This is a genomic window from Pseudomonas pharyngis (assembly GCF_021602345.1).
GTDB classification, from domain to species: Bacteria; Pseudomonadota; Gammaproteobacteria; order Pseudomonadales; family Pseudomonadaceae; genus Aquipseudomonas; species Aquipseudomonas pharyngis.
Window position 1 is genome coordinate 101,199 of sequence record NZ_BQID01000009.1, and the last position, 14,195, is coordinate 115,393.

The 14,195-nt window shown below is 58.8% G+C and carries 13 protein-coding genes; 7 read left to right on the plus strand and 6 right to left on the minus strand.

Going from position 1 to position 14,195, the window contains the following annotated elements:
- The first annotated feature begins 107 nt into the window (after positions 1-107).
- From glyA to L6D74_RS19180, 4 genes are all read left to right on the plus strand, one after another.
- Positions 108-1,361 (plus strand): serine hydroxymethyltransferase, encoded by a 1,254-nt coding sequence (glyA, locus tag L6D74_RS19165; protein WP_075948374.1) that lies wholly within the window; start codon positions 108-110, stop codon positions 1,359-1,361.
- A 276-nt stretch (positions 1,362-1,637) separates the two neighbouring features.
- On the plus strand, positions 1,638-2,951 hold the full coding sequence (locus L6D74_RS19170; protein ID WP_085612603.1) for a C4-dicarboxylate transporter DctA: 1,314 nt from the start codon (positions 1,638-1,640) through the stop codon (positions 2,949-2,951).
- Between the two features lie 49 nt (positions 2,952-3,000).
- The gene (locus tag L6D74_RS19175; RefSeq protein ID WP_064599554.1) at positions 3,001-3,705 is read left to right on the plus strand and encodes a FadR/GntR family transcriptional regulator; all 705 of its coding nucleotides are present in this window, start codon (positions 3,001-3,003) and stop codon (positions 3,703-3,705) included.
- Between the two features lie 24 nt (positions 3,706-3,729).
- The gene (locus tag L6D74_RS19180) at positions 3,730-4,440 is read left to right on the plus strand and encodes a GntR family transcriptional regulator (RefSeq protein ID WP_236190062.1); all 711 of its coding nucleotides are present in this window, start codon (positions 3,730-3,732) and stop codon (positions 4,438-4,440) included.
- Positions 4,441-4,553: 113 nt separating this feature from the next.
- On the opposite strand, the gene yjiA is transcribed toward L6D74_RS19180, so the two are convergent.
- The 3 genes from yjiA to L6D74_RS19195 all read right to left on the minus strand — a co-directional run bounded on the left by yjiA (position 4,554) and on the right by L6D74_RS19195 (position 7,973).
- Positions 4,554-5,534 carry a GTPase gene (yjiA, locus tag L6D74_RS19185; RefSeq protein WP_236190063.1) on the minus strand — a complete coding sequence of 327 codons (981 nt, stop codon included), beginning with the start codon at positions 5,532-5,534 and terminating at the stop codon, positions 4,554-4,556.
- Between the two features lie 159 nt (positions 5,535-5,693).
- Positions 5,694-5,891 (minus strand): YbdD/YjiX family protein, encoded by a 198-nt coding sequence (locus L6D74_RS19190; RefSeq protein ID WP_003228401.1) that lies wholly within the window; start codon positions 5,889-5,891, stop codon positions 5,694-5,696.
- Positions 5,892-5,906: 15 nt separating this feature from the next.
- Complete coding sequence (locus tag L6D74_RS19195; protein WP_085648726.1) at positions 5,907-7,973, minus strand: carbon starvation CstA family protein; 2,067 nt, start codon at positions 7,971-7,973, stop codon at positions 5,907-5,909.
- 159 nt (positions 7,974-8,132) lie between these two features.
- Between L6D74_RS19195 and L6D74_RS19200 the strand changes: the two genes are divergently transcribed.
- The gene (locus L6D74_RS19200; protein WP_064599557.1) at positions 8,133-8,501 is read left to right on the plus strand and encodes a PilZ domain-containing protein; all 369 of its coding nucleotides are present in this window, start codon (positions 8,133-8,135) and stop codon (positions 8,499-8,501) included.
- Here the strand turns inward: L6D74_RS19200 and radA are convergent, their stop codons facing one another.
- Complete coding sequence (gene radA / locus L6D74_RS19205; protein WP_064599559.1) at positions 8,502-9,869, minus strand: DNA repair protein RadA; 1,368 nt, start codon at positions 9,867-9,869, stop codon at positions 8,502-8,504. It lies immediately after the preceding gene.
- A 143-nt stretch (positions 9,870-10,012) separates the two neighbouring features.
- The gene (katB, locus tag L6D74_RS19210; protein WP_373874477.1) at positions 10,013-11,554 is read right to left on the minus strand and encodes a catalase KatB; all 1,542 of its coding nucleotides are present in this window, start codon (positions 11,552-11,554) and stop codon (positions 10,013-10,015) included.
- 285 nt (positions 11,555-11,839) lie between these two features.
- Here katB and mscL point away from each other — a divergent pair, with 285 nt between their 5' ends.
- Positions 11,840-12,253, plus strand: coding sequence for a large-conductance mechanosensitive channel protein MscL (gene mscL, locus L6D74_RS19215; protein WP_064599563.1), 414 nt, complete (start codon positions 11,840-11,842; stop codon positions 12,251-12,253).
- Between the two features lie 32 nt (positions 12,254-12,285).
- Here mscL and L6D74_RS19220 read toward each other — a convergent pair whose 3' ends face one another.
- The gene (locus L6D74_RS19220; protein ID WP_064599565.1) at positions 12,286-13,062 is read right to left on the minus strand and encodes a ferredoxin--NADP reductase; all 777 of its coding nucleotides are present in this window, start codon (positions 13,060-13,062) and stop codon (positions 12,286-12,288) included.
- 306 nt (positions 13,063-13,368) lie between these two features.
- Between L6D74_RS19220 and L6D74_RS19225 the strand changes: the two genes are divergently transcribed.
- Complete coding sequence (locus tag L6D74_RS19225; protein WP_085648724.1) at positions 13,369-14,091, plus strand: LuxR C-terminal-related transcriptional regulator; 723 nt, start codon at positions 13,369-13,371, stop codon at positions 14,089-14,091.
- The last annotated feature ends 104 nt before the right edge of the window (positions 14,092-14,195 follow it).

Genomic DNA, 14,195 nt, shown 5'->3' on the forward strand with positions numbered 1-14,195 from the left:
TGGTCATGAACGCCACTTGTCTGCGACATGATGTCGTTTCATATGCCATCCAAAACCCGTTGGGTTAGAATGCCCCCCTTTTCTGCCCCCGATCCTTGAGGACCGCCATGTTCAGCCGTGATTTGACTATTGCCAAGTACGACGCCGATCTTTTTGCCGCCATGGAGCAAGAAGCCCAGCGCCAGGAAGAACACATCGAGCTGATCGCTTCGGAGAACTACACCAGCCCAGCGGTGATGGAAGCTCAAGGCTCGGTACTGACCAACAAGTACGCCGAAGGCTACCCGGGCAAGCGCTACTACGGTGGTTGCGAGTACGTCGACGTTGTTGAGCAACTGGCCATCGACCGCGCCAAGGAACTGTTCGGCGCCGACTACGCCAACGTTCAGCCGCACGCCGGTTCCCAGGCCAACGCCGCTGTCTACCTGGCCCTGCTGTCGGCCGGCGACACCATCCTGGGCATGAGCCTGGCTCACGGCGGTCACCTGACCCACGGCGCCAGCGTGTCCTCCTCCGGCAAGCTGTACAACGCCATCCAATACGGCATCGACGCCAACGGTCTGATCGACTACGACGAAGTCGAGCGCCTGGCTGTTGAACACAAGCCGAAAATGATCGTGGCCGGTTTCTCTGCCTACTCGCAGATCCTCGACTTCCCACGCTTCCGTGCCATCGCTGACAAGGTGGGCGCGTACCTGTTCGTCGACATGGCTCACGTGGCCGGTTTGGTCGCCGCTGGCGTCTACCCGAACCCGGTTCCGTTTGCTGACGTGGTGACCACCACCACCCACAAGACCCTGCGCGGTCCACGGGGTGGCCTGATCCTGGCTCGCGCCAACGCCGACATCGAGAAGAAGCTGAACTCCGCCGTATTCCCGGGCGCCCAGGGTGGCCCGCTGGAGCACGTGATCGCCGCCAAAGCGATCTGCTTCAAGGAAGCCCTGCAGCCTGAGTTCAAGGCTTACCAGCAACAAGTGGTGAAAAACGCCCAGGCCATGGCCAGCGTGTTCATCGAGCGCGGTTTCGACGTGGTTTCCGGCGGTACTGAAAACCACCTGTTCCTGCTGTCGCTGATCAAGCAGGAAATCTCCGGTAAAGACGCCGACGCCGCTCTGGGCAAAGCGTTCATCACCGTGAACAAGAACTCCGTGCCAAACGACCCACGCTCCCCGTTCGTTACCTCCGGCCTGCGCTTCGGTACTCCGGCCGTGACCACTCGCGGCTTCAAAGAGGCTGAGTGCAAAGAGCTGGCCGGCTGGATCTGCGACATCCTGGCAGACCTGAACAACGAAGCGGTGATCGACGCCGTTCGTGAGAAAGTCAAAGCCATCTGCAAGAAACTGCCGGTGTACGGCGCTTGATTGCGACGTAAAACCGCAGCATGAAAAACCGGCCAAGTGATTGGCCGGTTTTTTTTTCGCCCGGATTTTTTCAAACGCTTGAATCGCTCAAGAATGGGACTTGCCGCCCAGCTGGTCAGACCGGTCATGCCAATTCGTCATTTTTCACTTGCGATCCGTAAAAAACAGCGCCTAGACTGCACCCGCACTGGACATACCGGTAAGACCACAATAATTAAGTCCTGAATCTGATGCGCTTCGCGCACGGCAGCCAGGACACCGACCAGGATTCCTCCCATGCTCAGATGGTGCTCGCGTTCAATCTTCCTCCAAGTGGTTCTCGGACTGATGCTCGGCATCGTCTGCGGGCTGACCCTTCCTGAATACTCGGCCCAGCTCAAACCGCTCGGCGACGGTTTCATCAAACTGATCAAGATGCTCATCGGCCTGATCGTGTTCTGCGTGGTGGTCAGCGGCATCAGCGGCGCGGGCGATCTGAAGAAGGTCGGGCGTATCGGCCTCAAGTCGGTGATCTACTTCGAAGTGCTGACCACCATCGCCCTGGTGATCGGTCTGGTGTTCGCCTTCACCACCGGGATCGGCAGCGGCGCCAACATCCATCTGGAGCAACTGTCCGCCGCCGACATGGGCGACATCGCCGAACGCGGCCAGCACATGCACACCACCACTCAGTTCCTGATGGACCTGATTCCGACTTCGGTACTCGGCGCCTTTGCCGACAACAACATCCTGCAAGTGCTGTTGTTCTCGGTGCTGTTCGGCAGCGCGTTGAATCTGGTGGGCGAAGCAGCTTCCGGAATCTCGCGGCTGATCAACGAACTGAGCCATGTGATCTTCCGCATCATGGGCATGATCGTGCGTCTGGCACCGATCGGCGTGTTCGGCGCCATCGCCTTCACCACCAGCAAATATGGCCTTGATTCCCTGCAACACCTGGGCAGCCTCGTCGGCTTGTTCTACCTGACCTGCATCGCCTTCGTCGCGCTGATTCTCGGTCTGGTGATGCGCCTCTCGGGCCTGCGCATGTGGCCGCTGCTCAGGTACCTGCGTGAAGAACTGCTGATCGTCATGGGCACTGCGTCCTCCGATGCCGTGCTGCCGCAGATCATGCGCAAGCTGGAACATCTGGGCATCGGCAGCTCGACCGTCGGGCTGGTGATTCCCACCGGTTACTCGTTCAACCTCGACGGTTTTTCGATCTACCTGACGCTGGCCATTGTGTTCATTGCCAACGCCACCGGTACACCGCTGGCCATGACCGATCTGCTGACGATTTTGCTGGTATCGCTGATTACCTCCAAAGGTGCCCACGGCATTCCAGGTTCGGCGCTGGTGATTCTCGCGGCCACGCTGACGGCCATCCCGGCGATCCCGGTGGTCGGTCTGGTGTTGGTGCTTGCGGTGGACTGGTTCATGGGCATCGGCCGGGCGCTGACCAACCTGATCGGCAACTGCGTTGCCACCGTGGCCATCGCCCGTTGGGAAAAGGACATCGATGTGCAACGGGCGAACAAGGTGCTCAACGGCGAGCAGGGCTATAACTTTCAGCCGAGAAAAACCGTCGCTCAAGCGGCAGCCAAAGAATTCTGAATGACCGCCGTGCCTGCGCCAATGCAGGCACGGCACATGGAGCGAACCCGTGATTACTTCATCAACCGTCGTCAACTCAGTGGTAGAAAAACTTCGGGCGGCGCTGGCCCGTGGTCAGTGGCGCTCCGGCGAGATGCTGCCGGGCCAGCGCGAACTGGCCGAACAACTGGGCATCAGCCGCCCGAGCCTGCGTGAAGCGGTGATCGTGCTGGAAACCCTCGGTCTGGTGCGCTCGATGCCAGGCAAAGGCGTGGTGGTGCTCGACGCACAGGCCAGTGACAGCCAAAGCCACGACAACGCGGTAGCCGGCGCCAGTCTCGAAGACGTGCTGCAACTGCGCTACACCCTCGAGCCGTTCATCGTCGGGCTGGTGGCGCAGTCAATCAGCAGCAAGGAAGTCGGGCAACTGCGCCTGACCCTGATGGACATGCGCGAAGCCCTCGAAGCCGGCGACAGCGAAGCCGGCGTCAGCGCTTATATCGCGTTTCACGAAGAACTGTTCACCCTGACCTCGAACCCGATTTTCCAGAGCGTGGTGCAACAGACCAGCAACGCTCTCAAGCAAAGCGCCGAAGTGCTGCGCAATTCGCCGGAGCACCTGGCCGAACGCCTTGAAGAAAACGAAGCCGTGGTGCGCGCGATCCGCAGCAAGAACAGCGCCCAGGCCAGTGCTGAAATGCGCCGGCACATTTTGCGTGAAGGCCAGCGGATGGGCATCGAGCTGAATATTCCGGATGACAACCTGAGCCACTGAAACGCCTTACACAGGAGACCGGCCATGAACAGTCTTGCCACGCCGTCGCACCCTCGCCCGACCTCGGCGGCCCTGCCCTTCTCCCGCCTGCACGCGCCGGTGGACGGTCTGTATCCGCGCCTGTTCGACGCAATCCTCGAACAGCGCATCGATGCTGCCAGCCGTTTCACCGAAGAAAGTCTCAAGCAGATGTTTGGCGTCAGCCGCGCCGACGTGCGCCGGGCGCTGACCCAGCTGTCCCACGAACAGATCATCGTGCTGCGGACCAACCATCGGCCGCGTGTTGCTGCGCCGGACGCCGAGCAGACACGTCAGGCACTGCACGCCCGGCGACTGGCCGAGAACACGCTGGTGCGGTTGGCTTGTCAGCATGCGCAGGCTGAAGATCTGAAGCGCCTGCGCGCCTTGATCGAAGGTGAGCGCCAGGCTGTGGATAAAGATCGACGCGGGGCGGCGATTCGCCTGTCCGGGGAGTTTCATGTGCAGCTGGCGAAAATGGCGCGGAATGCACCGTTGACGCATTTTCTCGGCACGCTGGTGCCGCTGACCTCACTGGCGATTGCGCGATGCAGTAAGCAGACGCACAGCTGTTGCGCGTGGGAGGAACACTTGGCAATTGTCGAGGCGGTGGAGCGGGGAGATATTTCAAAAGCCGGCATGCTGATGAATCGGCATCTGGATCATCTTGAGCAGACGTTGCTGGGTTCAGAATCTGAATATTGTGTTGCTGGTTAGAACGCCTTCGCGAGCAAGCCCGCTCCCACAATGAACTGCATTCTTCCTGACAGAATGCGATCTACTGTGGGAGCGGGCTTGCTCGCGAAGAGGCCCTTCGAGCCTCCACAAATTCAGTTTTGCTGTGCAGCCACCCTGGCAAACCCCGCCCGAATTTTCTCTTCCGGCAAATCGTCGGCGATAAACACGATCACGCTTTCCCGAGCCTCGCCCTCGGCCCACTCGGTGTCCCAGTCGAAGCCGTAGAGTTTCAGCACACCCTGGAACACCAGCCGCCGATCTTCACCGGCAATGTTCAACACGCCCTTGTAACGCAGCAACTGCTTGCCGTGCGCATCCAGCAGTTCATTCATGAATTCGCTGAGCTGATCGATATCCAGCGGCTGGTCGGTACGCAGCACCAGACTGGAAATCCGGTCGATGGACGGCGCCTTGCTGACCGGTCGCAGACTCACCCCGCCGCCGAGATCGGCGTTCAGGTTGAAACCGCGCACATCGAGCAGCTCGGCCAGATCGATGTTGCCGTGCTCTACCACGCGGATCGGCGCACGGCGGTTGATGCGGGTCAGGCGCTCGCTGAGCGCCGTGAACGCGGCCTCGTCCACCAGATCGGTCTTGCTCACCAGCAAGCGGTCGGCAAAACCGATCTGCGCCTGGGCGATGGTCTGGGTCAGGTGCAGCTCGGCATGGGCCGCATCCACAAGGGTGATGATGCCGTCGAGCAAATAGCGTTCGCGCAGCTCTTCGTCGATGAAAAAGGTCTGCGCCACCGGGGCCGGGTCGGCCAGGCCGGTGCATTCGATGACCAGCCGATCAAAGGCGATTTCGCCGCTGTCCAGCCGTTCGAGCAGCAGGTACAGAGCCTTGGTCAGGTCGGTGTGGATGGTGCAGCAGACGCAGCCGTTGGCCAGGGTCATGACTTGCACCGGCTCGTCGCCCAGCAATTGGGTGTCGATGCCGGCGTCGCTGAATTCGTTTTCGATCACGGCGATTTTCAGGCCGTGCTCGGCTTTCAACAGATGGCGCAGCAAAGTGGTCTTGCCGGCGCCGAGGAAACCGCTGAGTACCGTTACAGGTATTGGAGAAGACAACATCGATCCCCTTCACGAAATTGATGAGCAACACAAAACAAATGTGGGAGCGGGCTTGCTCGCGAGGGGGTCGTGTCAGTCGACATCATTGCTCAATGACACACCACTTTCGCGAGCAAGCCCGCTCCCACAGGGGGATTGCATCAACCGAAGGCTGTCAGATCAACAGCACTTCGGCCCACCCTTGCCACCGTAACGGGCTTCCTGACGTTCACGAAAGAACATCTCGTAGCTCATCACCGGTTTGTCCGGGTGTTTGGTCTGCATATGCTCGACGTAGGTGTCGTAGTCGGGCATGCCGACCATCAGGCGCGCGGCCTGACCGAGGTATTTACCGAGGCGACTCAGGTCATTGAACATGCTGCAATCCTCTGGTTACGCGTCCGGCAGGGCCTGGAATGGCGATTCTTTGTCCGTACGCTCTTTTTTGCCCCAGGCGGCGATGCCGACCTTGAGCGCATAGAACAGGATGCTGAATACCACGAACAGGAACAGCGCGGTCAATGTGGCGTTGGTGTAGGCGTTGAAGATCACGTGCTGCATCTGCTCGACGTTCTTGGCCGGAGCGAGCACCTGACCCGCGGCCAGTGCGTCGTTGTATTTCTTGGCCAGCGACAGGAAGCCGATCGCCGGGTTGGCGTCGAACAGCTTGATGAAGCCAGCAGTCGTGGTGCAGATCAGCAGCCAGGTGGCCGGCAACAGGGTGACCCAGATGTAGCGCTGGCGCTTCATCTTGATCAGGACCACGGTGCCGAGCATCAGCGCGATACCGGCGAGCATCTGGTTGGAGATGCCGAACAGCGGCCACAGGGTGTTGATACCACCCAGCGGATCGATCACGCCCTGATACAGCAACCAGCCCCACATCGCCACACAACCGGCGGTGGCGATCAGGTTGGCGGTCCAGGATTCGGTACGTTTCAGTGCCGGTACGAAGGAGCCGAGCAGGTCCTGCAGCATGAAGCGCCCGGCACGGGTGCCGGCGTCCACAGCGGTCAGGATGAACAGCGCTTCGAACAGGATCGCGAAGTGGTACCAGAACGCCATGGTGTTTTCACCCGGCAGGACACTGTGCAGGATCTGCGCGATACCGACCGCCAGGGTCGGCGCACCACCGGCACGGGCCAGGATGGTGGTTTCGCCGATGTCATGCGCCACGGCTTGCAAGGCTTCCGGGGTAATTGCAAAGCCCCAGTTGCTGACTGCGGTTGCCACGGACACCACGTCACCGCCGACCACGGCGGCCGGACTGTTCATGGCGAAGTACACGCCCGGCTCAATTACCGAGGCAGCGACCATGGCCATGATGGCCACGAACGATTCCATCAGCATGCCGCCGTAACCGATGTAGCGGGCGTTGGTTTCGTTATCCAACAGCTTCGGCGTGGTCCCGGAAGAGATCAGCGCGTGGAAGCCCGATACCGCACCGCAGGCAATGGTGATGAACAGGAACGGGAACAGACCGCCCTTCCACACCGGACCGGTGCCGTCGACGAACTGGGTCAGCGCCGGCATTTTCAGCTCGGGCATGGTCACCAGGATGCCGATCGCCAGAGCGACGATGGTACCGATCTTGAGGAAGGTGGAGAGGTAGTCACGCGGTGCAAGGATCAACCACACCGGGAGCACGGCGGCGACAAAGCCATAACCGATCAACATCCAGGTAATTTGCACACCGGTGAAGCTGAAGGCTTTGGCCCAGACCGGATCGGCGGCAATCTGCCCACCGAGCCAGATCGAACCCAGCAGCAGCAACACGCCGACTACCGAGATCTCGCCGATGCGGCCCGGACGGATGTAGCGCATGTAGATGCCCATGAACATCGCGATCGGGATGGTCGCCATCACGGTGAAGATGCCCCACGGGCTTTCAGCCAGGGCTTTGACCACGATCAGCGCCAGCACCGCGAGGATGATGATCATGATCAGGAAGCAGCCGAACAGGGCAATGGTGCCGGGGATGCGGCCCATTTCTTCACGCACCATGTCGCCCAGGGAACGGCCGTTGCGACGGGTCGACATGAACAGAACCATGAAGTCCTGCACCGCGCCCGCCAGCACCACGCCGGCGATCAGCCACAGCGTGCCGGGCAGATAGCCCATCTGCGCCGCCAGTACCGGGCCGACCAGCGGCCCCGCGCCGGCGATGGCTGCGAAGTGGTGACCGAAAAGAATGTGTTTGTTGGTTGGAACGTAGTCCAGACCGTCGTTGTTGAGCACGGCGGGGGTGGCCCGACGCGGATCGAGTTGCATCACATTGTTAGCGATGAACAGACTGTAGTAACGGTACGCAACCAGATAAATGGCCACGGCGGCGACCACAATCCACAAGGCGTTGATCGCCTCGCCTCGGCGCAATGCCACTACGCCCAGGGCGCACGCTCCTACGATTGCCAGCAGCAGCCAGGGTAAGTGGCGTAGCAGGCTATTATTATTTTTCATTTTATTATTCCAGCCAGGGTGGACAAGAAAGACAGCCACCCCGAGTTTAGCGCTGTTGGCGGCAAAGGCCATACCCCGACATTGGTCTAGACAGTCCATTCGTTGGCAACACCCCGCCGGTCGGGTCTATAGTCAGCTGACCTTCCTGAGGATTGCGCCATGAGCGAGCACCCGTCCGAGCGTCGCCGCTTCAAACGTATCGCTTTCGATGCCCGAACCGAATTGAGCCAGGGCGAGTACATCTGGCCGGTGAAGCTGATCGATCTGTCGCTCAAGGGGCTGTTGATCGAGCGGCCCGAGCCCTGGCTGGGCAATCCCGAGCAGGATTTTTTCGTCGACATTCATTTGAGCGAGGACGTACACATCGAGATGGATGTGCAACTGGCGCATGAAGATCACGGCCAGCTCGGTTTCGTGTGTCGGCATATCAGTCTGGAGTCGATTCAGCGCCTGCGTCGCCTGATCGAACTCAATCTGGCCGACGAAACCGAACTGGAACGCGAGCTCGGGGCGCTGATAGACGTCTGATCACTCGAACAACGAGTCCAGCGCCTGCTCCAGGCGCGTCACCGCAATGATCTGCAAGCCTGGCGGCGCTTCCTTCGGCGCATTGCCCTTGGGCACAATCGCGCGCTTGAAGCCGTGCTTGGCGGCTTCCTTCAAACGCTCCTGGCCGCTTGGCACCGGGCGCACTTCGCCGGACAGGCCGACTTCGCCGAACACCAGCAAGTCATGGGGCAAAGGACGGTTGCGCAGGCTCGACATGACGGCGGCCATCAAGGCCAGGTCAGACGCGGTTTCCAGCACCTTCACCCCGCCGACCACGTTGAGGAACACGTCCTGATCGTGAGTCGGAATGCCGCCATGCCGGTGCAACACCGCCAACAGCATCGCCAGACGATTCTGGTCCAGACCCAGCGTGACCCGACGCGGGTTGGCCAGATGACTGTCATCCACCAGCGCCTGGACTTCCACCAGCATCGGCCGAGTACCTTCCCACGTCGCCATCACCACACTGCCCGGAACTTCTTCCTGAGCACGGGTGAGAAAAATCGCCGAAGGGTTGGAGACTTCTTTCAGGCCCTTGTCAGTCATGCCGAACACGCCCAGCTCGTTGACCGCGCCGAAACGGTTTTTCACCGCTCGCAGCAAACGCAACCGACCGTCGGACTCACCTTCGAAATACAGCACGGTATCGACCATGTGCTCCAGAACCCGCGGCCCTGCGAGCGCGCCTTCCTTGGTCACGTGGCCGACCAGGAAAATCGCCGTGCCGCTTTGCTTGGCGTAACGCACCAGCAACGCCGCACTTTCGCGCACCTGGGATACGCCGCCCGGCGCCGATTGCAATTGTTCGGTGAAAATCGTCTGGATCGAGTCGATCACCATCACCTTGGGTTTTTCCTGGCGGGCGGTGGCGATGATGGTTTCGATACAGGTTTCGGTCATGACCCGCAGTTGATCCTGCGGCAGACCCAGACGACGTGCACGCATGGCGACCTGTTGCTGGGATTCCTCACCGGTAACGTAAAGCGCCGGCATGGTCTTGGCGAGGTTGCACAGGGTCTGCAGCAGAATCGTCGACTTGCCAATGCCCGGGTCGCCGCCGATCAGCACCACCGAACCGTCCACCAGACCACCGCCGAGCACGCGGTCGAGCTCGCCGGAGGCTGTGGAAAAACGTGGAATCTCTTCGATGCTGACTTCGGCCAGGGTCTTGATCTGGGCTTGCTGCCCGGCCCAGCCGGTGCGCCCGCTCGGGGCGGCGGCAGCGCCGCTCTCGACCATGGTTTCGGTCAGGGTGTTCCAGGCGCCGCATTCGCCGCATTGCCCGGCCCATTTGGGAAAGGTTGCGCCGCACTCGGTGCAGCCGTACATGCGCTTGGCCTTGGCCATCTGAACCCCCGACAAAAACCGCGATGATAACGCAGCCATCGTCGATCAGCGCGGCGCAGCGGGATGGATTTCTCCGCTGGCCAGACGCGCGGCGCTGCTGTCGGTCAATCCCCGACAATTGCCGGGGCTTGAAAGGGTCGCTGTCAGTCGACCAGTTTGGCGGCCAGGGCCTTGACCCGCTCCAGGTCACCCTTGGCCACTTTGGTCACACCGGCGCCGTATTCCGGATCCGCCTTATAAAGGAAGGACAGCATGATGTGCTTGCTCTCGTCGTCGGTACCCGCCAGCGAACCGCCGAAGCTCTCGATCAGGTCCTGACGTTCCTTCTTGCTGAACGAGCGATACAGATCGCCAGCCTGCTTGAAGTTCTGCTCACGCTGGATCTTCACCTGTTGCGTGCTGCCCTGCAGCGCGGTCTGGCTGTAGCGCGCACCTGGCGTCTCTTCACGTGGTTGCAGACGGCTTGGCTGATAGTTGACGCCCGAGGTGCTCGCACCGGCATTCATCGCGCCATCCTGATTGCCATTGTTGACTGCAGTTTTGGCAGCATTGATCGGCAATTGCAGGGCATTGGCGCCGAGGCGATACATTTGCGTATCGGCATAGGCAAATATCCGACCCTGAAGTAAACGGTCTTCCGAGGGCTCGATGCCCGGCACCACATTCGATGGCGCCATGGCCACTTGTTCGGTTTCCTGGAAGACATTAGAAGGATTGCGGTTCAAGACCATTTGTCCAACTTTTCGCTCTGGAATACCTGGCCAGATCTTGGTTGCATCAAGAGGATCGAAATCAAACTTGGACAAATCTTGCGGATTCAAGACCTGGATGTACAAGTCCCACTTAGGAAAGTTGCCGCTGTTAATATTTGTTACTAAATCGTGAGTCATGTGACTGTAATCACGGCCCTGAACTTGCACAACTTGTTGCGGATCGAGATTCTTGATGCCCTGCAAACTTCTCCAATGGAACTTCACATAGTGCACATCGCCCTTGGCATTGACCAACTTGTAAGCGTGCACACTGTTACCGTCCATCTCCCGATAACTGGCCGGAGTTCCCGAGTTGGAATACAACTCGGTCAATGTGCGGGTGGCTTCCGGTACATGGGAGAAGAAGTCGAAGCGGCGTGAATCATCGTCAAGGTTGTTACGTGGATCGGGCTTGAAGGCATGCACCATGTCCGGGAACTTGATCGCATCGCGGATGAAAAACGTCGGGAAGTTGTTGCCCACCAGATCCCAGTTGCCGTCAGCGGTGTAGAACTTGGTGGCGAAGCCCCGTGGGTCCCGCAGGGTTTCCGGTGAATGGTTGCCATGCACCACCGCGGAGAAACGCACGAACACCGGCGTGACCTGGCCGACAGCGAACACCTTGGCCTTGCTCAGATCACTCAGGTCATTGGTCGCGGTGAACGTGCCATGAGCCCCGGTGCCACGAGCATGCACGACGCGTTCGGGAATGCGTTCGCGGTCGAAGCGTTGCAGCTTCTGGATCAGTTGCACGTCCTGCAACAGTACCGGGCCGGTTGCGCCGGCAGTTTGTGAGTTCTGGTTGTCGCCGACCGCCGCACCGTTATCCCGGGTCAACGGCGCCGCACTCGCGGAAAGGGTCAGTAGGCCGGCAGTCAATAAACCGAAGGTATGACGAAGGGAAAAGGCCCTCAGGCCATGCATGGAATTCATTTCAGACTCCTCTGTTATTTTGAGGCGCATCCAGGTGCGCCTGCCAGAGGCTAGAAGCTCAGCTTGCCAAACATAAATAGAAAGTTCGTAACGCGACGATTGAGCATTTTTTCTTGAAGATCAGCACGTTGCAGCGTATTTCGCGCGCGATTAGTGGCACTTTGCAAACTAATTGCGAAATGGTGTGTCGATAAAAGCGGGCTTTGTAAGAAGGTGTTTCGCGCAGGACGCGTTATGCTGATTTACACTGCGTACACCAAACTCATCTGTAACAAGGAAATAACTATGGGCGTGCTCAGCGAGTTCAAGGCCTTCGCGGTCAAAGGCAATGTGGTCGACATGGCCGTCGGTATCATCATCGGCGCGGCCTTCGGCAAGATTGTTTCGTCATTTGTCGGCGACGTGATCATGCCGCCAATCGGCCTGCTGATCGGTGGGGTGGATTTCAGTGACCTGGCGATCACCCTCAAGGCTGCCCAGGGCGATGCCCCCGCCGTGATGCTGGCGTATGGCAAGTTCATCCAGAGTGTTCTGGACTTCGTGATCGTCGCCTTTGCGATCTTCATGGGTGTCAAAGCCATCAATCGCCTGAAGCGTGAAGAAGCCGTGGCTCCTTCCTTGCCACCGGTGCCGACCAAGGAAGAAGAACTGCTGGGCGAGATTCGCGATCTGCTCAAGGCCCGGAACAACCAGCCTTGAAGACTGAAACGGCGCCTTAGGGCGCCGTTTCCTTACCAGTAGTTTTCCACTGCCACCTGCCCCGGTCGCCGGGTCAGGCTCAAGGCCATACCGCGTTGCTTGAGCAAGGCCCGGGTGTCATCGATCATCTGCGGATTGCCGCAGAGCATCACCCGGGAATGCGCCGGCGTCAGCTCCACACCGGCCATCTTTTCCAGTTCGCCATTTTCGATCAGCGTAGTGATGCGTCCGTTGAGGGCGCCGGCATACGGCTCACGCGTGACCACCGGAATAAACTGGAACTTGTGGGCGTATTCCGCGAGGTAGTCGCGCTGTGTCAGTTCCGCGATCAGCTGTTGATAAGCCAGCTCCCGAGACTCTCGCACGCTGTAGACCAGGATGATTCGCTCAAACTTCTCCCAGACCTCGAAGTCCTGCAGGATCGAAAGAAAGGGCGCCACACCCGTGCCTGTGGATAACAGCCAGAGATCACGACCATCAATGAATCGATCCAGCGTCAGATAGCCAAAGGCCTGGCGCTCGATCAGCAAGCTGTCCCCCACCTTCAGGCGGCTCAGTTCGCTGGTGAACTCGCCCCCCGGCACCACAATGGAAAAGAACTCGAGAAATTCGTCGAACGGCGAAGACACCATCGAGTAGGCGCGCCACACCGTGCTGCCATCCTCACGGGTCACGCCAATCCGGGCGAATTGTCCGGCTCGGAAGCGAAAACCGGCATCCCGTGTGGTACGCAGGGTGAACAGACTGGGGGTCAGCGACTGTACATCGAGCAATGTCTGGCGGCTGAATTTTTCGCTGCTGGCGGTCATTGGGTCACTCCATCAACAAATGAATGAATTGTTACGCATTAATCCTCATTGGAACACCGACGGTTTGTAATGCTATTTCAATGTGCCATCACCCTGAGAAGGAGTAGTAGATAACATTCAAGCGATGCAATTCTTTAAATGATCCTCCGCATATAAATCGTCATCTGATATTCCCGTTTCAAGCATCGCTCAAGAGCAAAACAATCCAACAGATTTGTGGGAATCCTCCTACACTTCCATCCGTGTCGGCGCCTTGGATCCAATCCAGCATTCTCACGAAATAGGAAGAGATGGAGAACTCTCGAAATGGAAAGGTGGAAGGAGTATCAAATAGAACAGCTTACGCGCGCGAAGAATATTGAAAACGCATTCCCGATCTTGAGAAATTTTGCCAACAACATCGGTTTTCAATTCTGCGGCATTACAATTTCGCGACCTGACTCCCAGTCATTCAAACCGTTTTATATCAATAACTTCACAGAGGCGTGGAACGACGAATACGAAAAACAGTGCTGTGAAAGCGACCCGATTGCGGCTTTTTGCCATCAATCAATGTTGCCGTTTCTCTGGACCAGGAAAGCATTTTCCAAGACACCGAAAATGTGGAGTGCACTTCAGAACCACGGGATGGAACATGGCTGGTCACAGTCGTATCTCGACGAAGAGAACGACCTGTGCTGCACAATCAGTCTGGCGCGAACCTACTGCGAAATCTCTGCATTGGAGCTCTACGAACAATACGGTGTGATGCACTTCATCACGCAGCATTTGAGTGAAATGATCGTTCGCGCCCTCCCGCCAGCACAGGCCAAATCACCGCCCGTACGATTGTCTACCCGAGAGCTCGAAATCGTGAGGCTGTGCGCCTTGGGCAAGACCGCCTGGGAAATCGGTCAGATTCTGAATGTGGCCGAACGGACCGTGCACTATCACATCAAAAACCTGATTGTTAAGTTCAACGCCTGCAACAAGATGTCAGCCGTCATCGCCGCCACCAGGGCCGGGTTCATTCCCAATCACCCTTGCTGAAATCAGACGAGTATTGCCAATAAAAAAAACGTACCATTTGCAACCTTCCTGAGTGATGACGCGATCTTTTGCGCCGCTGTCCACTCGGACGGTTCCGCCGCACT